This is a genomic window from Shouchella rhizosphaerae (genome assembly GCF_036700015.1).
Lineage (GTDB): Bacteria > Bacillota > Bacilli > Bacillales > Bacillaceae_D > Shouchella > Shouchella rhizosphaerae.
Genome location: NZ_CP144921.1, coordinates 2820512 through 2841719, shown reverse-complemented (window position 1 = coordinate 2841719; position 21208 = coordinate 2820512). Strand labels below are relative to the sequence as shown.

The 21208-nt window shown below is 44.4% G+C and carries 20 protein-coding genes; 3 read left to right on the top strand and 17 right to left on the bottom strand.

Going from position 1 to position 21208, the window contains the following annotated elements; all coding sequences use genetic code 11:
- Positions 1–38 precede the first annotated feature (38 nt).
- Positions 39–596 carry a thioredoxin family protein gene (locus tag V5G21_RS14150; protein WP_035204716.1) on the bottom strand — a complete coding sequence of 186 codons (558 nt, stop codon included), beginning with the start codon at positions 594–596 and terminating at the stop codon, positions 39–41.
- Positions 597–716: 120 nt separating this feature from the next.
- On the opposite strand from V5G21_RS14150, the gene V5G21_RS14145 reads away from it, so the two are divergent.
- Together V5G21_RS14145 and V5G21_RS14140 are read left to right on the top strand one after the other, a co-directional pair.
- Complete coding sequence (locus V5G21_RS14145; protein WP_011245786.1) at positions 717–1661, top strand: metallophosphoesterase; 945 nt, start codon at positions 717–719, stop codon at positions 1659–1661.
- Positions 1662–1746: 85 nt separating this feature from the next.
- On the top strand, positions 1747–1956 hold the full coding sequence (locus V5G21_RS14140) for a hypothetical protein (protein WP_035204711.1): 210 nt from the start codon (positions 1747–1749) through the stop codon (positions 1954–1956).
- A 40-nt stretch (positions 1957–1996) separates the two neighbouring features.
- Here the strand turns inward: V5G21_RS14140 and V5G21_RS14135 are convergent, their stop codons facing one another.
- From V5G21_RS14135 to V5G21_RS14085, 12 genes are all read right to left on the bottom strand, one after another.
- Positions 1997–2233, bottom strand: a complete 237-nt coding sequence (locus V5G21_RS14135; protein ID WP_011245785.1) for a hypothetical protein — start codon at positions 2231–2233, stop codon at positions 1997–1999.
- A gap of 64 nt (positions 2234–2297) precedes the next feature.
- Positions 2298–4298: a penicillin-binding transpeptidase domain-containing protein gene (locus V5G21_RS14130; protein WP_338464839.1), complete on the bottom strand. Its 2001-nt coding sequence runs from the start codon at positions 4296–4298 to the stop codon at positions 2298–2300.
- 319 nt (positions 4299–4617) lie between these two features.
- Complete coding sequence (locus V5G21_RS14125; RefSeq protein WP_073305090.1) at positions 4618–5190, bottom strand: nitroreductase family protein; 573 nt, start codon at positions 5188–5190, stop codon at positions 4618–4620.
- An 85-nt stretch (positions 5191–5275) separates the two neighbouring features.
- Positions 5276–6046, bottom strand: a complete 771-nt coding sequence (locus V5G21_RS14120; protein ID WP_063609752.1) for an N-acetylmuramoyl-L-alanine amidase — start codon at positions 6044–6046, stop codon at positions 5276–5278.
- Between the two features lie 285 nt (positions 6047–6331).
- Positions 6332–6742, bottom strand: coding sequence for a phage holin family protein (locus tag V5G21_RS14115; protein ID WP_338464837.1), 411 nt, complete (start codon positions 6740–6742; stop codon positions 6332–6334).
- A 112-nt stretch (positions 6743–6854) separates the two neighbouring features.
- Positions 6855–7085, bottom strand: a complete 231-nt coding sequence (locus V5G21_RS14110) for a hypothetical protein (RefSeq protein WP_338464836.1) — start codon at positions 7083–7085, stop codon at positions 6855–6857.
- Between the two features lies 1 nt (position 7086).
- A complete protein-coding gene (locus V5G21_RS14105; RefSeq protein WP_338464835.1) occupies positions 7087–11142 on the bottom strand; it encodes a phage tail spike protein in 4056 nt (1351 codons plus the stop codon).
- Positions 11143–11159: 17 nt separating this feature from the next.
- A complete protein-coding gene (locus tag V5G21_RS14100; protein ID WP_011245778.1) occupies positions 11160–11879 on the bottom strand; it encodes a distal tail protein Dit in 720 nt (239 codons plus the stop codon).
- A gap of 16 nt (positions 11880–11895) precedes the next feature.
- Positions 11896–13677, bottom strand: a complete 1782-nt coding sequence (locus V5G21_RS14095; protein ID WP_011245777.1) for a phage tail protein — start codon at positions 13675–13677, stop codon at positions 11896–11898.
- Positions 13677–13862, bottom strand: coding sequence for a hypothetical protein (locus V5G21_RS21455; RefSeq protein ID WP_422397435.1), 186 nt, complete (start codon positions 13860–13862; stop codon positions 13677–13679). The genes V5G21_RS14095 and V5G21_RS21455 overlap by 1 nt, the downstream gene beginning before the upstream one ends.
- A gap of 50 nt (positions 13863–13912) precedes the next feature.
- The gene (locus tag V5G21_RS14090) at positions 13913–14362 is read right to left on the bottom strand and encodes a hypothetical protein (RefSeq protein WP_063609758.1); all 450 of its coding nucleotides are present in this window, start codon (positions 14360–14362) and stop codon (positions 13913–13915) included.
- On the bottom strand, positions 14352–14780 hold the full coding sequence (locus V5G21_RS14085) for a hypothetical protein (protein ID WP_220558098.1): 429 nt from the start codon (positions 14778–14780) through the stop codon (positions 14352–14354). Before V5G21_RS14085 ends, V5G21_RS14090 begins: the two co-directional genes overlap by 11 nt.
- A gap of 235 nt (positions 14781–15015) precedes the next feature.
- On the opposite strand from V5G21_RS14085, the gene V5G21_RS14080 reads away from it, so the two are divergent.
- Entirely contained in the window at positions 15016–15846 is an 831-nt protein-coding gene (locus V5G21_RS14080; RefSeq protein WP_035204702.1) for an SHOCT domain-containing protein, read from the top strand.
- Between the two features lie 255 nt (positions 15847–16101).
- On the opposite strand, the gene V5G21_RS14075 is transcribed toward V5G21_RS14080, so the two are convergent.
- From V5G21_RS14075 to dcuS, 4 genes are all read right to left on the bottom strand, one after another.
- A complete protein-coding gene (locus V5G21_RS14075) occupies positions 16102–17289 on the bottom strand; it encodes an NAD(P)-dependent malic enzyme (protein WP_035204699.1) in 1188 nt (395 codons plus the stop codon).
- A gap of 3 nt (positions 17290–17292) precedes the next feature.
- Positions 17293–18642, bottom strand: coding sequence for a 2-hydroxycarboxylate transporter family protein (locus tag V5G21_RS14070; RefSeq protein WP_035204697.1), 1350 nt, complete (start codon positions 18640–18642; stop codon positions 17293–17295).
- Between the two features lie 200 nt (positions 18643–18842).
- Positions 18843–19553 (bottom strand): response regulator, encoded by a 711-nt coding sequence (locus V5G21_RS14065; protein ID WP_035204695.1) that lies wholly within the window; start codon positions 19551–19553, stop codon positions 18843–18845.
- Positions 19550–21169 (bottom strand): DcuS/MalK family sensor histidine kinase, encoded by a 1620-nt coding sequence (gene dcuS / locus V5G21_RS14060; protein WP_011245770.1) that lies wholly within the window; start codon positions 21167–21169, stop codon positions 19550–19552. Before dcuS ends, V5G21_RS14065 begins: the two co-directional genes overlap by 4 nt.
- Positions 21170–21208: the final 39 nt, after the last annotated feature.

Genomic DNA, 21208 nt, shown 5'->3' with positions numbered 1-21208 from the left:
AAAAAACCGCGCACCTTTAAAGTGCACGGCTTTGCTTGTTACAGTTGTGACATTGTTTGCAGCATGTCTGCTTCAATTTTATCCCAAGTTTCTTTTTGCTGGAATAGTTTTCGCGTTTTTGGGATTAGTTCTGTCTTAAACGCTTCTTTATAGGCATCCGTTGCAGGATCAGGAAGCTGCTTTTTCCATTCGGTTACGAGCGCTTCTATCTCGCCAGCCCGTGGCCCCCATTTGCCTGCTTCTTTCCCTTCTCTATCGAAAAAGACGATAATCGGAATTGATCGAGCTCGCCCATTGGTTAAGTACTGATCCATCAACTCAAGGTTTTCATCGCGGATTAAAAAACGAACATCCATTAAAGCCGTTTGCGCTAATTTAAGAAAAATCGGCACGTTTACCATCGCATCCCCACACCAATCAGCGGTAAGCACAACGGCTTTCATGCCTTTCCCTTGGAGACGTTCCATTTCTTGCACGGCGTCCCCGCTAGGAATGTACTGATTGTATATGTGAAGCAACGTCTCTTTGTTTACTTCCATCGACTCTATGTAGTCTTGGGCACTCGCCCCTTTTTCAAACCAATCGAGAAGTGTCATAAGCTTGCTCCTTTTTTATTACTGATCGTACCATGCCTTAAGTCATGGGCGCAAAAAATTTGATCTTTCTAGACATATTTTTGCTGACAATCCAAACACTACATTTAAAGGAGTGGTGAGATGTTCAAACGTTTTTTGCTTGCCCCAACCCTTATTATCCTTCTGCTTTTAGGCATCGGGCAAGTGTCAACTCCAATCGCCTATGCGATCGGCGATAAGCCGTTTACATTCGTGTGGATGTCTGACACGCAATATTACTCGCAGCATTACCCGTATATTTACGACAGCATGACGGAGTGGATTGTCGAAAACGAACGGAACCAGTCCATTAAATACGCGATTCATACGGGCGACATCGTTGACCATATGACGAATGAATTCGAATGGGTTCAGGCAGACTTAGCGATGAAAAAACTAGATCAAGCCAAAATTCCATACGGCGTGCTGGCAGGCAACCATGATGTCGGACATAGCAAATTGGACTACAGCACATACAGCCGCTATTTTGGCGATGCCCGTTTTAAAAAAAGCCATGTGTTTAAGGGATCTTATAAAGACAATGAAGCCCACTTTGATGAAATTCAAGTTAGCGGGCACAAATTCCTCATTCTTTACCTCGGGTTTGGTTGGAATGACGAAACGCTTTCGTGGGCCAAAGAAGTCGTTCAAGACCACCCTCACCATGCAACGATTGTTGCGACGCATCGTTACTTGCAAGTCAATGGCAAACGCTCTGAAGATGGAGACAAACTGTTTAATGAATTAATTAAGCCAAACCCTTCCATTCAGCTTGTCCTGAGCGGGCACTACCACGGCACGGCTCAGCGGTTTGACCGTATTGATGACGATGGCGACGGTGTAAATGAACGGACTGTAGTACAGATTTTATCTGATTACCAAGGCTATCAAAAAGGCGGGAATGGCTTTATGCGCCTCCTGACGTTTCAACCAAAATCCCAAGCAGTGACGATCAGCACCTACTCTCCTTATACAAAGGAAGACTCATTAGAAAACGAGGACTTTCATAAAGCGCCGATGACGTTTAGTTTTCCAATGGATTTTTAGCCCCATGCCCAAATTATAACGGTTCATCACCTTTTTAGATGGATATCCATATCGTGTACTATCCTAGAAAAAGGTGGTGCAATGCTTGGGCTATTATTACGGAGGATTTCAAAACAACTGCTGCTGCCCTCCCCCGCCTTGTGGAGGATACGGTTATGGACCGGGCCCTTACTGTGGGCCGAGAGGATTTGGCGGCGGCGGGTTTGCGATTGCTATAGTTGTGGTGCTTTTCATTTTAATTATTATCATTGGCGGCGCCGGCTTTTGGGGCGGCGGACGCGGACTGCCTTGCTAACTGAAAAGAACATTAGCGTCCATCGCTAATGTTCTTTTATTTAGTAATAATATCCATAAGGTGGGTACCCATAAGCTCCAGGTCCGTAACCATAGGGCGGATAGCCATATCCGTACCCGTAACCTCCGTATAAAAACGGCGCGGCAATGAGTGATCCGCCTAGACCGCCTACGAGACCGCCTAGAAATGCACTTCCCCCATAGCCAAATGGCCTTCCGCCATAGTAACCAGGTGGGCGCCGGTAAACGGGCTGATGATAATGCCATTGCGTTTGCATCGTGGTCCCCCTTCACATCTGATGGGGTATCTTATGCACTAGCAGGCAGGCATGTGCGGAAGTTTTAACGAGTTGCTTCAAAAACTGCCTTTACTTTTGGGACAACTTCGCCGCTCCTTGCCCCTTCCTGCATAAACGCCACCAACATTTCAGGATCATCTTGGTTATAGGCGACAACCCATCCAAGAACATCGTCATTCGATTCACCTTGACTACCGCTTAATTCAGCTGTTCCTGTTTTTGCTGCTAACGGAAAGCCATCGATTTCCATTGCATGGGCCGTCCCTCTTTTTTCAGACACCACTTTCCCAAGGGCATCATCAATAATTGCAGCGGTTTCAGGCGACAGATGGTCTTTCCACACGACGCCGGTTTGTTCACTTTGCTCAAGTACTGGTTGAATCATAGCGCCTTCATTAGAAAAAGCTGTATACATCGTGGCAAGATGAACTGGATTGACGAGCACTTGCCCTTGTCCAGACCCTGAATAAGCGAGCTCAGGCTCGGAACGAAATCCGTCCTCTCCGGTTATTTGCGACTTCTTCAACGGATACAAATAATCCAAAGTTTCCCCAAAACCAACAGCTTCAGCATGCTCAATTAGCTTCTCTTCCCCTAATTTTAGTGCTTCCATCGCAAAATAAATATTATCCGAGTACATAAGGGCACCTTCTAAATCGACTGGACCACCTGGATCCGTAACACGGTGTATATGGTAATCGCCCCAACCAGATGCATCGTCTGGCTGCCAATCGTGGCCGCTTACTTCCATTGTCTCTTCGGGGACAAGTGTCCCTGCTTCTAACCCAAACGCAGCAGTTAATGCCTTCATTGTCGATCCTGGAGAAAAACTGGCACTAAAACGGTTCAACAGCGGCATTTCTTCGTTTTCCTCGATTTTCTTGCGCTCCTCGCTAGAAAACCCAAGTGCTGCTAAATTCGGATCGTAAGCTGGCGAACTAACCAATGCCAACGTTTCCCCTGTAAGAGGGTCTAGCGCCACACTTGTACCTGATTTCCCAGCAAATTCGTTAAAAATCGCTTCCTGGACGTCCATATCAATCGTTAAGTGGATATCCTCGCCATCTTCGCTTTCAGACTCGATAATGGTTTCTTTCCGCTCGCCATCTGCGCTTGCTGTATAAATTTCTATTCCGTCTTTTGCGCGCAAACGGTCTTCGAGCACCAATTCCAATCCGGCTAGACCAATTTTGGAAGAAGAAGAGTATCCTTCGCTACTGCGCTTTTCTAATTCTTCCGCCGTAATCGGCCCAATGTATCCGGTTAAATGGGCAGCTGCTTCGCCAAATGGGTAAACCCGCCCGTTCAAGCGCCTGTAGGAGGCGGCTGTTACTTGCTCTGTAATCGAATCGGCTAGGCGATTTTCGCTAGCAGGTAATTGCTTAAGCGGCACAAACGCCTCTGGTGTCACCCAGCCTTGACTCAACTGCTCTTCAATATAGTCTTCCGTTAGCCCTAACTCATTGGCTAAGATGGGCACAGCATCATCTTGCCCTTCAAGCAAGCTTGGCTGCACACCCATTTCGAGCACTTCGCCATTAGTCGCTAGCGCCTGCCCATGGACATCATAAAGATCGCCCCGCATTCCTGGCGTGCGGTCAAGCCTTACCACATCATCGCCTTCCAACTGAGGAAATAAAAGGCGCGGCTCCCACTCCAAATACCACTCATTTTCTTCTTCCGCTGCTTGAACCCATTCCATTCCTTCCTCAAAGGAATAAGGTCCCGCAACCGTTTCCATTGAAATGGAAATCGGGATCGATTCGATTCCTTCACCATCGTAGTCATCTGGAAAACTCGGATCCACTGAAAATTCTGCTATCAAATCACTAAAAATGCGCTCGTGTTTCGTAATAAACGTCTCCTCGTCGACGTTCTCCTTTGCTTCATTCGTAAGCATAGCGTACATATCCTTGTATTCGCCGTTTTTCCAATGTTCAATATAAGTGTTAGCAGCATCTTCTGGAGACGAACTTGAACAAGCCGCCAAAGCAAGTGTCATTCCGGCGAATGCCGAAAAAAGTAGTAATCCCGACCGCTTCAACTCCCTAACAGCTCCCTTGCTAATTGGTAAGTCTTCGAAAAATATGACAAAAATCATAGGATAAAAGATTCTACTGTTAGAGTAGCATACTTGTCGATACCTTTGAACCTCTTACGTCTAAAGTCACAAGATTGTTTGGAAAAAACAGCCTCAACTTTGCTCTTCTTTCGAAGAGAACCAGGAATCTTACACTTTTTATTTTTCCTCTAAGGAATGGTCACAAAGACACTATACCCTCTACTATCTCTTCTTTCCTGTGTTAGACCCATATTAAGTAAAAAAAGCGTACGAAAGCAGAGGCTTTCGTACGCTTTTGTCATTACGAGCGAATAATATTGATTTTATCAGCAATCGGCGTCCGTTCTTTTGCTTCAGGAATAAAATCGCCATAACCAATCATTAATGTTGCGACAATTTTTTCCCCAGGCTGAACACCAATGGCTTCACGGAAGACAGGATTGTAAATCCAGTCATTCGTACGCCAAATCATGCCAATGCCTCTGGCCCAGGCAGCAAGCTGGATGTTTTGAATCATGGCACAAACCGCTCCATAATCTTCATCCCATGTTTTTTGACGAGGGTCCTCAGGCATGACAACAACAAGATGGAGGGGAATTTCCCTAAAATAAGCTGCCTTTTTTTGCGCTTTTTCGGGGATCTTCCCATCGCTCCCTGCTTGTGTTTTCAAAAAAGCGTCTACAAACTGGTTTTTCCCTTCTTCAGCGTATAGAAGAAAACGCCAAGGTTCCGTTAATTTATGATTCGGCGCCCACTTTGCCACTTCCAATATATCGACTATTTCTTCAATGGATACAGGATCAGGTTTGAATTTCTTAATTGAGCGCCTTCCCTTTATAAGCTCGTCAATTGCTTTTACTTGGTTCAATTCCATTTTCACTCATTCCTTCGTTCTCCATTCTTATCTTTTAGTCTAACGAAAGAATTAGGCAAACGCAAGGAATGATTCTCATTTTCATTTAGACCGTGATAACAATCGCATCATATCCCCGGCTCTTTAGTTCAGCAACAAGTGCTTCTGCATTGGCTTTAACCGAAAAAGCGCCAACTTGGACACGATAAAGGGAACCGCTTTGGATAATTAAGGCTTCGTAGCCGTCTGCTTGAAGTCGTGCTTGAAGGGCTTCTGCATTAGCTCGTTGGGAAAAAGCACCTGCTTGCACACGGTAAATCGTGCCGTTTCCACCGGAATTGCGCCGCAAATTGAACGCTTGCGCCAACCCATTGACATGACCACGAGCGACGCGCGTCAAAAAGGCCGGATCCCGAAGCTTGGCCGCATCGTTGGCATGATCAATAAACAGGTTTTCTGTTAGGATGGCTGGCATCGTTGACGTACGCAACACTGCAAAATTAGCGGTTTTCTTTCCTCGGTCCCTTTCACTAAGTTGCTGCATAATTGCTGGATGGATAATATTTTGTGCCCGAACAGACCCGCTTGTCTGCGATGTGTGAATATACGACTCAAATCCAGTCCCACCTCCAGCATTAATATGCACCGATAGAAAATAATCAGCCCCCCAGTTATTGGCCATATTCGTCCGTTCTGTTAAAGAGACGGCTGTATCGCCTGTTCGGCTCATCCGGACTTCTGCGTTTTCATATTCAGACACTAACATATCACGAATTTGCGTCGCAATTGACAATGTTAAGTTCTTCTCTTGCATACCATTTCCTACTGCACCTGGATCGTTACCACCATGTCCTGGATCAATAAAAATTTTAACCATAAATGATTCCTCCTTAATAATAGTAGGTGCTTGTCCTAAGCGTCTAAGGCTGAAGGCAGCGCCAACAGCCTTCTGCATATAAGGATAGGACTGCTCCCATCCTGTAAGGGTTAATCTCCATACCTCAACTAGTGGCAGTCAACCCTTATAATCTACTTGTATGAAACAAAGGGTCTTGCCGACATGGACAAACGTTAGAAACGAATTGAATTAGGTGAAAAATCCCGCTGATAGCTAGGATTTCTCCTCTTCTTATTTCCATTACACACTAAATTTGGAAGTTACCTATAAATCCTTTTCGTTTTTCTTATTCGGCTTGTCTTCACCTGAGTCCCTATCATCATCGCTTTTCGCAAAACCTAACAATTTTTCCCGAATCACAGGCGGGATTTTCACTCCACTGGCCGCTAAATTTTCTACAACGCTCAAACACTCATTCGCGATATAAAAAAGCACAGTTGCCGAAGCAACCATGCCTTTCAAATCTAAGACGATATCAACCATATTGGCAACAACAATGACAACAAAAATCCCAATTTTCTGAGCAAAGCCATACAAAGAAACCCGGCTGCGAACGCTTTTGTTTTTGATTGCTTTTGCAATGCCGGTGACAATGTCGAACACCATCAGCAATATGAGCAAGTCTAGAAATTTGACATTGCCGAAAAGGTAAAGGCGAGCGACATCTAAGGACAAGTCAGCGAATGTGCCTATATAGCATCCCCCCTTTCAATGGCATGCTGTTGTTTTCAAGCTGTTCTAGTTTCCTGTTAGTAATCCGTTAACCGAATACATTTAATAGAGTATGTCACTCAGAATGGCTTTCTTGTGTTTCTTCCTGCTTCATGTCTTCCTTTTCTTTTTGCAGTAAAGCGTAAGCGTTTTTAAAGGTTTGTAATTGCGCATCGATTTCTGATAACTCTAACTCCCGCTGCCCCAGCCTTTCCGCTAAATACTCAACACGGGCGTTCGCTTTTTGTACCTCATACTCAAGTGATTGGATATATTGCTTTTGTTCAGAGGATAACTCTTTACTCACATCAGCGACCTCCTTTCAGAGCATTGACTTGCTTTTGAATCTCTTTAATCGCGTTTGCCTGTTCTTTCATTATCCGGTCTTGCACTTTCACTTTAGCTAGAATTCCAGCGATAAAGTCATCCATTGACAATGCCGGACCTTCATCAGACGGCGTGCGAAACTCTTCCGGTAAATCCTCTGAAATAGGACCATAATTCGGTCGGACATAAGCACCGTTTCTATCGGGTGTTTTGTAGTGGTAAGACATTAATTCAACTTGATCTATTAAACGGGCGAAGTAATCCAAGTCAAGAGGTTCAATGTTTTCCTTTACGTTACGTGATGAAATTTTGTGCATCGTAAAGTAATGCATGTTATTGGTCCAAACTTCCCATAACCGGAAATTACTCATCCCTACAAGACCCCACCCAGAGGTATCAGGCCTAAAAGTCGGATGAAGTCCCGATTTACTTGACGTATTTCCCCTTCCCATGACCCAATACCTACTGCCGGTACTGCCACGCATTGGATCAAAACGAAACTCCCCGGACCTTGAGATAATCCGGTCGACGGAATCAATAAATGTAGAACTTGCACTGTAAATGGTAAATGTATCGTTTGTGTTTGCACCAACATAACCCATGTTTTTGCCGCCAGGGTCGAAAAACCTAACAAGGGCCGGATCGCTGCCCTGACCATTAAAATTTCGTATGCCGATTAAAATTCGGTTCCGAGCATTGCTGTCAAACGCCTTAAATCCGTCCGCATCCATCTGCACAGCCATACTGCCATTCATCGCCCTAACCATAATATTGGCTGCATCTAACGTGCCACTTGTGATTTTAGCGGCACTAATGTCGCTAATTTTAGCGTTGGTAATCGTGGCATTTGCGATTTTCGCGTTGTCAATTTGCCCATTGCCAATTTTTGCGTTGGTGATCGCGCCATTCTCGATCTGTGCCGTGCCGATAATGGCGTTTTGCAACTTCGCCTTGCTGATCGATGCATTAGCGATCGCAGCAGTCCCGACTGCTGCCTCTCCAATATGGGCCGTCTTAATCACGCCATTGTCAATCAACGTTTGCCCTGTGATGCGTGTTTTTGCGCCATCAATGCGGACACCCTCGCTAGATAAGTTAATAGCAGCAATGACACCGTTTTTCTCGACACGCGCATTGATTTGATCGGCTTGTACACTTAGCTTAGACTCTGCTTGTGACAGGCGGCCACCAAGGACATTGGTCTCAGACGCCACCAAGCTGACTTCACGAGCGGTTTGATCGATTTTTGTTTCTGCTGATGATACTCTATCTTCTATGTCCTCTGGAGCAGGCGTCCAGTCTGTAGGCTTGTTCCCCTTTTCCAATTTTATTTTTCTTATTCGGAATAGCGATTCCTCAGCATTACCCGGGATTTGAAATCTAAGCATTTTCCCCGCCGCGTTATCCTTAAACTTAAAAACGTAAGTATAAGTTTGCCACCCATCCGAGGCTGGAATGTTAAAAACATCCCTGGCCCAACTATTGTTTACGCGGGAGAAAACCCTAAACTCTAGTGTACGACTAACATCTGCTTCAAAAGATATTACATACTCTTGTCCATTTAGAAATCCTTGTGTATCTGCGACATTTGTAGAACCTAACTGGTAATATCGGTCAGTCGAAGAGTCCCCTGTGTTAGTCATAATCAAGAAATCATCCTGGTAGCTGACTGTTATGAAGTTCGCATGCGAAAATGAATCATACACTAATCTTGGTCTTTCATTGTTACAACTAGATCGTGAGATTAAATTTCTTCCGCCTATTTCCAGATTGTCGAAATCCGAACGAAGTTCAGTAATGGATGTGCTAAATCGATCAGCCCTCAACTCTAGCTGAGATGTTCGACTACTGACATTAGTGATAGCTCCGGCATTATTATCTACTCTTGTCTCCACGTTTGAAACATCGGCCTTTAGCCCATTAATTGTTGTCTCAAAATTAGACTGTTTCTCTGACACTCCTTCAACCGTCTTGCTCAGTTCGCCAAAATCAGTCCTTAACCCGCTAGCGGTTAACTCTAATTCGCCAATTTGGCTGGAGAGTTGCCCTGTCGTGTCCTCAAACTCGTCCTTGGTGATTCGTGCAGAAATGGCGTCTGCATTGGCTCGTATGTCTGCTTCTTGAGCACTCAGCTTTCCGTCTATATTCGTTAAACGGCTAGCTGTCGCCGATAGTTCGCCTTCGATGACGTCTACGTTAGTGGCGATGTTAGATACAGTCCCATTAATATCGCCAACCTCACGGGTTAAATTATCGGTAATGCTGTCTAACTCAGCTAGTTTGCCATCTGTGAATTGGAACTTGCCGTCGACATACTCTAACCCGGCTTTTTCGGCCAATTCGCTATTTATTTGCTCGGTAACCGCCTTAATTTCCTCATCGGTGTATTGCTTAGCATCTTGCTGTAATTGCTCGCGGACCGACTCTTCCAGTTGATCCAAGTTAATCGACCCATCGGCAATAATTTGCGCTTCCTTACTCAGTTCGCGCAGTTTGGCAGCCAAGTCTTCGCCAAAGAAAATGTCCTCTGATACGATTCGTGCTGTCGTAGCGCTCACTTCTTCCGACAAAGGCGAGTAACGCTCGTAATAGTTAAAAGCACGGACACGGAAATAATACTGTTTGTTCGGTTCGCCATGAAAGCCATAGGTATTGCTAAACCCCCGATAGACGAGTGTTTCAGGGTTTCCTGCAAATCCTTGTACTTCGCTTGCATAGACTTCAAAGCCTGCAATATGCGTATCTAAATGGCTAAAATCCCATTCCACCATGACGGCAGCGTATAAACCGGTCGCTGTTACATTTGCAGGTACTTCAGGGACAATGTCCGGATACGAATTAGGTTGTATAGTCCTCCCTGCCCGATCCCACACATGGGAATTCTCTTTCACTTTTGCCAGTACTCTTTCCATTTCTTGATTTGGGTTTGAAAAAAGCGGTAGAAACTCCCCTAATACGACTTCATCATTGCTAGGATCAAGCAAGTCGCGTTTCAGCTCAATTACTCTCGTTTTTTCTTGGATGACCGGATAAATGTCTTCATCAAGGACAGCGGCCGTGTCTCCTAATTGAATACGTTCATGTTCAAAATTGGATAGTCTGAATAAATCGACAACCTTTCCAGAATAATGGACAAGTGGCGTACATACCGTTTGCAAATATTCATAGGTTTGTTCCAATAAACGGACAGGGTTGTCTTCATCCGATTCTTCCAAAATGCCAAAGCGGTGCCTTTTTCCTTCATAATCCCCTCGTCCCCATAAGGCTCTTGCCTGTTCATCGCCAAGCCAGTCTTGCCCTTTTGGTTTATCAATAGGGTCGCCTTTCGCTTTGCTCCATTCGATCTCTTTAAACGTAATCGGTTTGCCTTGGTCCCCGTTTTCATCCTCAGTCGGTTTCCCGTAAGCTCTGATCGCCGTTTTGACACTGCTCATATCAATCGTGCGTTCAATTTCAGTTAAGTCTTTTCTATATTCAAATCGTTTGCCAGTATCTGCCCCTCGGCGTGAAAGAATATCAATGTACCGACCGGTAATTTTGCTTCCGTCAATGGTCACACGGCATCTTAGTTCGCCCTTAAACGTATTTAACAACTCGGCTACACAATATTTGGCATTGGTTTGGCCAAATTCTACAGGAGCTTCCCCTAACTCGGCAACGACGCCTGGCTGCCAACGTGTCCGTGCAAGAATACTAGAAAGGGCTTGCCTTGCGTTTGTCCGATGAAACTGAATATGTTCTATAGGTTCATCAAGCAGTTCATTGACTGCATGTTCACATATAACCGTTTTATAGGCAGCATCGCCATGGCGATCTTCTACAACCACAATTTCAAAAAGTTGAAAATCGCCATCGACATCATAAAAAGCAACTTGTTGTCCTTCAACGATTTCAAGGGCATGGTCACAATCAGCAAGGATTGTAAATTCAAAGGAATGTGCATTGTTTAGCTGTTCTGTATGAACCGCTTCAATTAAATGCCGTTCATCGAGAACAGCTCTGCATGTTTCGTGCTTATCAAAAATGAATACGTTCATTCTATCCCCCTCTCCCTTTATAACCATTTCTCCTTATATGCGATCTCTACTGTCGCAGTTTCGGGATGAACGGCAATATGATTTTCTCCAGGATGTAAAAATAGATCTTTAAATCCTGAACGCAGATCAAGCAAAGGCATCGCCCATTCATCGTTATAGCGGATCGCTGACTTTTCACTGTCAATCACAACCCGGTCGCCTGAATGGAACATTCGATTTAACTTAAATCGGTTCCCGTCTTTTTCTATTTGTACGTTTTCTGCTTCTTCATGGAAAAGAATCGAGTAAACCGGCATCGCTGGTGCAGTAGCTACATAGTCGACAGCTATGCTACCTGTGAAATCAAGCTCTTTTTTTGCCCCTTCTGCGACGGGATCCGATACTTGAAAGACTAATTTTCCCGTTTTCAACAACCCTTTGCCTGTAAAATCGGAAAAGTCGACTACAAATGCATGATAGGCTTTATCTGGCTCATCAAAAAATACCAGTTTTCCTTCTTCTGCTGAAAGGTAATAAGCCATTTCCCGCATTGCTTTTCTTTGTTCTTCATAACTTGTGGAAATCATTAAAACATCAAGCTCGATCAAGTACTCGCCCCACCGTTTATTTGAAGCATGGACGCCGTGGTGGACTTCCGTGTTCGTAAATTTCCGTGGCGGCAATGAGGCACGATTGTCATCGACCAGTTTGAGCCACTTTGAAAAATTCACGCCATTAAAAGAAAACCAAGCATTCATTTTCTCGCCTCCTTTTTTAGTAGTGTCCTCTTGCACGCTGTGCCATTTGTCCTCTCCGTCCAAGTTCAACATCCATAAACGGTGCGGTCACTTTAGCAATTTGTTTGCCTTCAAGGTGGACTGGCACTTCAATCGTCATGTTGCTAGAAGGATTTGCTGACAGTCCCTGCAACTCTCTTGCTTGTACATTGCTATCTAGCCGCGCCAACCCCCGGCCAAGTGAAGAACCAATGTCGTGAAGAGAAGGCAGTGTTAATGCTTTCTCAAATGCATGTTCAATTTTTGGCACATCTCGGTAAATTGAGTCTTTAATTGGTCCTCCAAAGTTAAGACGGTGAATGTCTTGCAGCGGGCCTTCTTTAGCAGGTGAGAAAGGCAAGAAATCCCGTATCTTTCCAGCGACATTAGAAATTGCATTTTTCACTGCCCCAATTGCACTAGTAATTCCTTCTGCAATGCTATTAACAATGTTTTTCCCTGCTTCGCGAAAACGGCCAACAAAATTCAAGACCGCTTGCCAGGCGCTTTGAATTCCATTAGAGATAGCCGTTTTGATATTAGTCATTGCAGTTGTCACACTTGAACGGACAGCGTTAAAAATGGTTGTAAATGTGGTTTTTATCGCATTAAGAGCACTTGTTACCGCTGTACGGGCCGCCGAAATTCCGGTTGAAATAAAATTCTGTACAAAGCTAATCGCCGTTGTAACTACATTGCGAACAGCATTAAATACAGTTAAAAATACTGTCCTAATTGCCGTTAACACAGTTTGAACCACATTCGAGGCTGTTGTTAAGCCAGTTGAAATGGCATTGCGGATAAAGCCCATTACTGTCATGACTACGTTTTGAATAGGAGTAAAAATGGTGGAGAAAAACGACCTTATTCCATTTAATGCCGTCAAAAACAAATTACTTATTGCTCCCCACATTTTTGAAAAAACACCCATTAAACCGGTAAACAAAGAACTAGCAATTTTTAAAAGCCGCCCAAACAATAATAACTGAACGACGTTCCATATCGCTTCAAGCGCGCCAGAAAAAAGCTGCTTAATGCCTTCCCACATTAAAGAAAAATCTCCAGTAAAAAGACCTGCAAACGCCTTTACTAGCCCCATGATGATGTTCAATGCTCCCGAAATGACTCCTTGAATATTGCCCCATACCATTTGAATAAGCGACACAATGAACGGCCAAACAAATTGCATAATCGCCAAAATGCCGTTCATAACTGGTTCAATAATGCTCTTTATTCCATTAAAGATATTGGTTACTGCTTGCATAACAGCAGCCCCGTGCTCATCCCAAAACGCTTTGATTTGCGCCAGTTTTTCAGAAACAAAAGTAACAATCGTAGCCACTACCGTTTCCATCGTGGTCTTTATGGCTTCCCACGCTTGGATTACACCATTGCGAAACGTTTCATTTGTCTGCCAAAGATACATAATGCCTGCAACAAGAGCGGCAATTGCGGCGGTAGCGAGTGCTATCGGTACAATAAATCCTGATAAAGAGGTTACTATTCCTCCTAAACCGCTTACAATCACTGGTATTATTGTTGCTAGGCCATCAAAAGCTGCTTTAATAGCTACTATACCTAGTAAGGATGTCCCGGCTCCTGATATAAGACCTAAAAAAACCTCTCCCCAATTGCCATCTGCAAAGCCTTGTGTCACCTTATTAACTTCAAGAACTATATTTTTTAAGCTCTGTTCTAAGCCCGCCAGAGCCTTTCCGCTTTTTTCTATATCGTCAAAATTAAGTCTAACATTAGCTGACTCTCCTATTGAAATCGCCATCATCTTCCCCCTTTCCATTTGTTCGCTTCCATTTGCATGTTGCCTTCATCCCATTCGGCGGCACTGCGTTTCTTTTTGTCTTGCAAAAAACGCTGGAAGGCGCTGTCTTCGGGCAAGCCTCTAACAAATACTAAGAACCGCCTCCAAGATAGGCGGTTCTCAAATCCCTCTTTTGTTAAATTTATGCCATAAAACCGGTAGAAATCTGCTTCTAACGCTGCCCACGCCCAAATGATTATCCGCGAATCTTGGTTTTTTTTTGCGCCGCGGCTGATTGTGCGCCTGAGCCTTTGACATCATATCCCCAAAGTTTCATAATGTCAGGCACAATATGTTTAAAAACGAAATTGACGCCTGCTTTCGACTGTTCGAGATGGGCTAGAAATTCCTTCCCTAACATTAGTTCAATAAATTCATACATTTTTTCTTCTGGCACAGCCATTTGCGTTTTGCCTCTCACTTTTTGTACACAGTGCCGAAAGTAAAATGTCGCAAACTGGAAGGGCATTTCAGTTGGAATTTGAAAATATTCGCCCGCAAACTTGACGTATTGATGCTTTTGTTCATTCGCTAGCTCAGCTAAAGCATCATCATAATCGGCAACAAGCTGTTCTTGTTGGATTTGGGCAAGCTCTTCCGCCTTTTCATTTAGCAATTGCAAACGGTCCGCCGATTTATTCGCCACCTGGAGCACCATCTTCCACAACTGCTTGTTTTGTGTTTACTCGGAACTCGCCAGAGAATGTATATACACCTTCAGATACAGAACCTTCCTCTTCATACGTAGTAAAGAACCCTGTTAAAGCGTATCCAGCTCCGTTAGCGTCTGTATGCTTAATAACCGCTTCTTGACCTAATTCAGCTACTCGTTTTAACTCTGTTTGGCCATCATCTTCAAGTAGTGCGATCCCTTCCATCGCCACCGTCTCCCCTACAGACGCAGCAATGAATTTTTGGCGGAAAACGCCGCCACCATCGACTGTATCCCCAAGACCAGTTACATCTGCCTCTTCAACCTCTAGTGAGTGTGTGAAAGACGTTAATTTTGCCACTACTTGTCCATTAACTTCTACTCGTGTTCCAACAAATTTCTTTTCTGCCATGTCAATTCCTCCAAAATTAAATGTAGTTTCTCCGTTTATCCAAAGCAAAGGCGGTGCCGGCACCATTAACAAATGGATAACGAATGTGCAGCTCGGTTTTAGCTAACCTTGCTACACTACCATCATAATACGGAACAAGCGTTCGATTCTGTCGTGTTTCTGCCATGATTCTGCCACGATTATGGTAAGATAAGAGAAATAGGAGAACACCTTTACGAAAGGATGGTTGCTAGCTATGGAACACACTTTTAAAGGGCAAGGGTCAACATTAGTAGTTTTAGAAGATAAATTAATCCTAAAACATGGAAGAAATAAACGCTTCACTAGTAGTCCTACTGTAGAAATCAAATATTCGGACCTCGATAAGTTGATTTTACAAAAACCAAGTATTGTCTCAGGCTATTGTTATTTTCTACGTAAAGGATTTGATATTCAGGATCTCTCCAAACTAGATATTATGGCTGACGAATACGCTATAACAATATCTTTTGCCCATCAGTTTAAACGTTTTCTAAAAGCTGAAAAGCTTATTAATCAATATCTGGATAATATAGACCAAAATGATACTCCCGTAGTATCTTTTGCTCACGAGAAATTACTAAATGAACTAATAAATGGGAAGACAAAAAGCTATGACTATAGTGGTTTGACTGGGAGTATAGTTATTTCAAAAAGTACGATAACGTTAAAATATAAAAAGTTTCTACATACTGGAGGAAAAGGTTCAAAAACAGTAGATATCCAAAAAATCTCTAGCGTATCCGTATCAAAACCAACTATGACAAGTGGAAAAGTTAAAATTCATTACGAAGGGTTTGCTAATCGGGGTTACTATAGTCCAAAAGAAGAGGCTAACGAAATCACGATCACAAACATTAATCAATACAACCAAATGCTTGAAGCCAAGGAGCTCATTCTCGCTCTCAAACGTTATCTTGAGAATCAAGTACATTCGACTGATTCGCTCTCCCCCGCCGACGAAATCCGCAAGTATAAATCATTGTTTGATGAGGGTATCATTTCTGAAGAGGAATTCGAGAAAAAGAAGAAGGAATTGCTTAATTAAAAAGGGGGTTTTCATGGGAACTGTTCCTACGTTGCAATTGCTTGGGCTTTGTGCAAATAAGCTAGGTGGTTAGTGGTTGTTCCTGTAGCCAAGTACTTGATACACCAAAGTCACCGTTCCTGTTTTTACTAAAATTTCCTCTTCATTTTTCCATATATGTTTGTTCTCATTACCCATTTTTAAATAATAAAGAAGCGCCCTTTCTTTACAGAATGGGCGCTGTTCTGTTCATGCATCTTTCTTCATTATTCATTATTAACTACACACTTTCTCCTTCGCTTCATCCGCAACGGCCTTGGCCACGGCAGGGGCAATTCGTTCATCGAACGGAGACGGGAGAATGTGGCCGGCATGCAAGTCTTGCCCAACAATGTTCGCAATTGCTTTTGCAGCTGCCAGCTTCATCGAGGTGGTGATGGTGCTAGCGCGGGCTTCCAAGGCGCCGCGGAAAATGCCGGGGAAGGCAAGAACGTTATTAATTTGGTTCGGAAAGTCTGAACGTCCAGTGCCCACAACGGCCGCACCAGCAGCGGACGCATCTTCTGGGTAAATTTCAGGCGTCGGATTAGCGAGAGCAAATACAACAGCATCGCTATTCATCCGCTTGACTTGTTCGCCTGTTAAGGCGCGAGGGCCGGAGACGCCAATGAAGACATCGGCGCCTTCGATTGCTTGGTCGAGCTTGCCGGTAAGATGACGTCGGTTTGTTTGGGCCGCTAATTCTTTTTGGCGTTGGTTTAGCCACGGCTCGTTTTCTTGGACAATTCCTTCTAAGCTGACAAGGGTGATGTCGCTGCAACCTGCTTCTAGCAAAAGCGTGGCGATTGAAAGGCCTGCTGCCCCTGCCCCGTTGATGACAATGCGGGCGCTGTTCAACCCTTTATCGACGACTTTTAATGCATTGATTAGCGCAGCTAGGACAACGATCGCTGTGCCGTGCTGGTCGTCGTGGAAAACCGGGATGTTTAGTTCTTCCTGTAGGCGTTGCTCAATCTCAAAACAACGGGGCGCAGCAATGTCTTCCAAATTAATACCGCCAAATGTAGGCGCGACCGCTTTAATTGTCGCGACAATTGCATCGACGTCTTGTGTCTCTAAACAAAGCGGGATTGCATCCACTCCGGCAAATTGCTTAAATAAAACGGCCTTTCCTTCCATAACTGGCATAGCCGCTTCTGGCCCAATATTGCCAAGACCAAGCACTGCAGAGCCATCCGTAACAATGGCGACAAGGTTGCCCTTAATGGTATGGTCGTATACTTCGTCTTTATTCTCAGCGATGCGCTTGCATGGCTCAGCTACGCCAGGCGTATAAGCGAGGCTCATATCGTATTCATTTATTAAAGGGACTGTGCTTTTCATTTCCATTTTCCCATGCTTATGCAGCGCAATCGCTGCCTCCCTTTGCTTTCGTGCTTGTAACACGTTATCATACTCCTTCATTTCTTAAAGTCCTAACCAACGTAATACAAATGTTGCTAAAATAACCGTCCCTGCTCCGCCTAGTCGCGTCGCTACTTGCGCAAACGGCATTAGGCTCATGCGATCGGACGCCGATAAAATGGCGACATCGCCTGTACCGCCTAGGCCGCTGTGGCAACCGGTGACAATCCCCGAGTCGACAGGGTGCATGTTAAGCCACTGTCCGACAAAATAGCCGGTTGCGATCATGGCAAAGACGACTGTGGCGCAAATCAGGACGTAGGAAAAGCTAATAATGCCTGCCACATCTTCAAGGGGAATAAACAACAATCCAAGCCCTACCATAAGCGGCCACGTAAAGCTTGTTGATACAAACTTATATAAATGAAAAGCGCCTTGCTCAAGTTGTTCAGGAATCAGCTTTAATACTTTCGCAATCGCAGCAATCAAGATCATTAAAATTGCTGCTGGAATATGCAAGCTCGATTCCATTAAGTGGCCAAACACATAAAAACTGCAAGCAACGAGGAGCCCAGCTCCCATTAGCGCAAAATTGACTGGTTTTGTATCATCAATCGATTTCGGCATTACTGGCCCTTTTGTCTTAACAAGCACTCCTTTTCCTGTAAGATGGGGCTTTTTTGCGCCGAGCTGTTTTAAAAGGGCTGCTCCGATAATGGCAAAGATATTGCCGATGATCGCTGCCGGAATTAACTGTGATATTAATTCAGCCGCAGGTATTCCAAGAATCGTGCTGTACCCAGCTGACAACGGCAAAATGCCTTCGCCAATGCCGCCTGCCAAAATAGGCACAACAATAAAAAACAATGTATGCTTTGCCTCATAGCCGAGTAAAAGGCCCATGCCGACTCCTGCAGCCATTGAGACAGCGGTTCCGGCAACAAGAGGAACCAACATTTTCGTGATTCCTTGCATGAGTACCACGCGGTTCATGCCAAGAATGCTGCCAGCTACTAAACAAGCAATATAGAAATATAAAAAGTTAGATGTCGTCATTAAATTCGATACAGCATTTACAGTTGTTTCATTTAACCATCCAAAAAACATGAATGCGGAGGGTACGAACAGTGCTAGTATTGCTGGGCCGCCAATGCTTTTTATAATCGGCAGGCGGGAACCAATTTCCCCAAGTAACATTCCGGCTACCATAATAATCGCAAACCCGCCAATCATGTCAGCAGGCAATTTTTGAAAATACGCTGCAGCCAGGACGATGGCAGCAATAGCTATATAAATAGGGAAAGGCAACACTCCTACCTTCCAATAAAAGGGGTTCCAGCGAGAGGATGCTCGATCATGTTCATGCTGGTATTTTCGCTCGCTTGGCTCTGAAACCGTTTTTATTTGCTCCAATTGAAAGACCTCCTCGTTTCTTGCTTTATCTTAAACAAGCTCGAGCAGGGTGAATAGTTTATGTAAATAAGCGCTTTCTTTTTGTAATTAAAAAAAGCAGGCCTTTCTTTTAAACTCAAAACGAAATAAGCCAGTTATTGATTCTAACTGGCTGGAATCCGTCCTAACCTGGCAAAACAGTAGGCTAGGGCACGTATTCGTTACAAATAGGGCTTTATTTTCCGAACATTGTCTTTATCGATTCGATAAATGTGAATCGGTCGGCCTATTGATCCATACGTTGGCTGTAACTGCAACACGTCTAATTCTTTTAAAAACGTTAAGTATTTTTTCACAGAAACACGAGAGAGACGAGCATGAAGGGCGATGTCTTCTGTTGAAAAGCTATCTTGACCGACTTGCCTAATCGCCTCCCAAACTTCTTGCAGCGTTTCTTTCGTAAGCCCCTTTGGCAACGTTTGTTTTTCAAGCGTATGTTTTTTTTCAAAAAACGTTTCATCAAGCTGTTTTTGATCGGTCGTTTCTTCTTTGCGAAAGAAATTGTAACGGCTTTGGTAAGCATGCAATGCTTTTTGGAAACGGGAAAATTGATATGGCTTTAAAATATAATCAACTGCCCCGAATCGAAGTGCAGTCTCGATCGATTCTTTGTCTGAGGCCGCTGTCATCAGGATGACATCTGCTTCGATCTTGTTTTCGCGCAAATAAGGCAGCAGTGACAAGCCATTTTCCCCAGGCATGTAAACATCAAGCAACACTAATTGGATTGTTTTGTTTTCTTTAAGATGCTGCTTTGCTTCCTCTACTCCGCCAGCCTCAGCCGCCACTTGAAAATCTGGCACATCGCGCAAATAACTTTTAACAACAGCGGCAACCATCGGATCATCTTCGACGATAAGCACCTGAATCATGTGTGCCTCCCCCTCTCTATTGGCACAAAAACAGTAAAAGTCGTGCCTTGATTGATTTCGCTTTCCACTGTAAAAGCTGCCCCAATCGCCTCGACGCTTTGCTTTACAAGAGACAAACCATAGCCGCGGTCTTTTCCTTTTGTTGAATAGCCACGCACGTACATCTTCTCCAGTTCTACTTCACTCATTCCTGGGCCATTATCGGCAATGCGGATAATCAATTCTTCATCGAGCACATACAAAGTAACCTTCACGCTTCCGTTTTCCTTGCCAGAAGCAGCATCAATCCCATTATCGATCAAGTTGCCGAGAATCGTGGTGAGCTCAAGCGCCAGCCTTTCTTGGGGCAACGGTTCAATCACCGTGTCAATGACAAGTTTCATATCGACCCCATTTTCCCGGGCGTCGCTTTTTTTGCCGAGCAAAAGCCCTGCAAGGACCGGGTCTTTCACCCTATCGGTCGTTTGCTTTAATTCTTCTGATTGGTTGCCAACAATTTGGGCAACATAGGCCTCTACTTGTTCATACTCTTTTGTATGCAACATACCGAGAATGACTTGCAGGCGGTTTTTAAATTCATGGGTTTGTGCCCGCAGCGTACTAGCGTACGTTTTAACGCCCGTCAGTTGTTCTGCAAGCTGTTTCATTTCCGTTTTATCGCGGAATGTGGCAATCGCGCCAATAATTTGGTCATTTATCCGAACCGGAACGCGGTTAACGACAATGGTAAGTCCGTTTAAATCTTGTTCTTTGTTGTATTCTGGCTGGCCGCTAGCGAGCACATGACGGAGCCTAGAATTTTGCATATAGGCTTCGACATCGACACCTTCTGGCTTTGGCGGCAGGCCAGCACGGTCAAAAATCGCTTGTGCTGACTTGTTGACTAGTGTAATTTTCCCATCGGCATCAACGGCGATCATTCCTTCAATGGTCGATTGCAGCATGGCGCTTCGCTCTTCTACTAATGTGGCGATTGCTCGCGGTTCGAGATGGAATAGTGTTTTTTTAATAAAGCGTGATAACAGAACGGCGCCAACTAAACCTGCGCTTAATCCAAACAGTGTGCCAATGAGCAAATTTACGCGGTTTGCTTGGAGAGCTTTTTCCACCACTTCGAGGGAAATGCCGACCGCGACTGCTCCCACTTGCTCGCCTGTCTCGGCATAAACAGGCGTAAAGGCCCGCAATGACCTGCCTAACGTTCCAACAGACGTGGAGACACTTTCATTCCCGTTCAGCGCTTCTGTTTCATCTCCACCAACGAAAGCTTTACCGACTTTTTCTCGGTCTGGGTGGGCATAACGAATTCCGTCCATGTCTATGATAACGACAAATTGGACATCAGCTTGTCCCATAAAGGTTTCAACGTACTGTTGCACAGGTTCCGTCTCTTTTTCGACTAACGCTTGCTGGACAACAGGCATAAGCGCAACCGCCCTAGCAAGCTGCTGCGCTTTTTCCGTTTGATTTTGCTCAATTTCTTCTTCAATCGTCCGATGGATAAGAAGGTCCGTTACAAGCAACGCCGCAATGACGACTGCCGAAACGAGTAAAAAAATCGTTGTCCTCAATGTTGGCCTTTTATAGGAGCGTTTTTTCTCTCTCGCCTTTTGCATAAATGTCTCCTTTTTCCTGATCCTAACAGGCAGTATAGC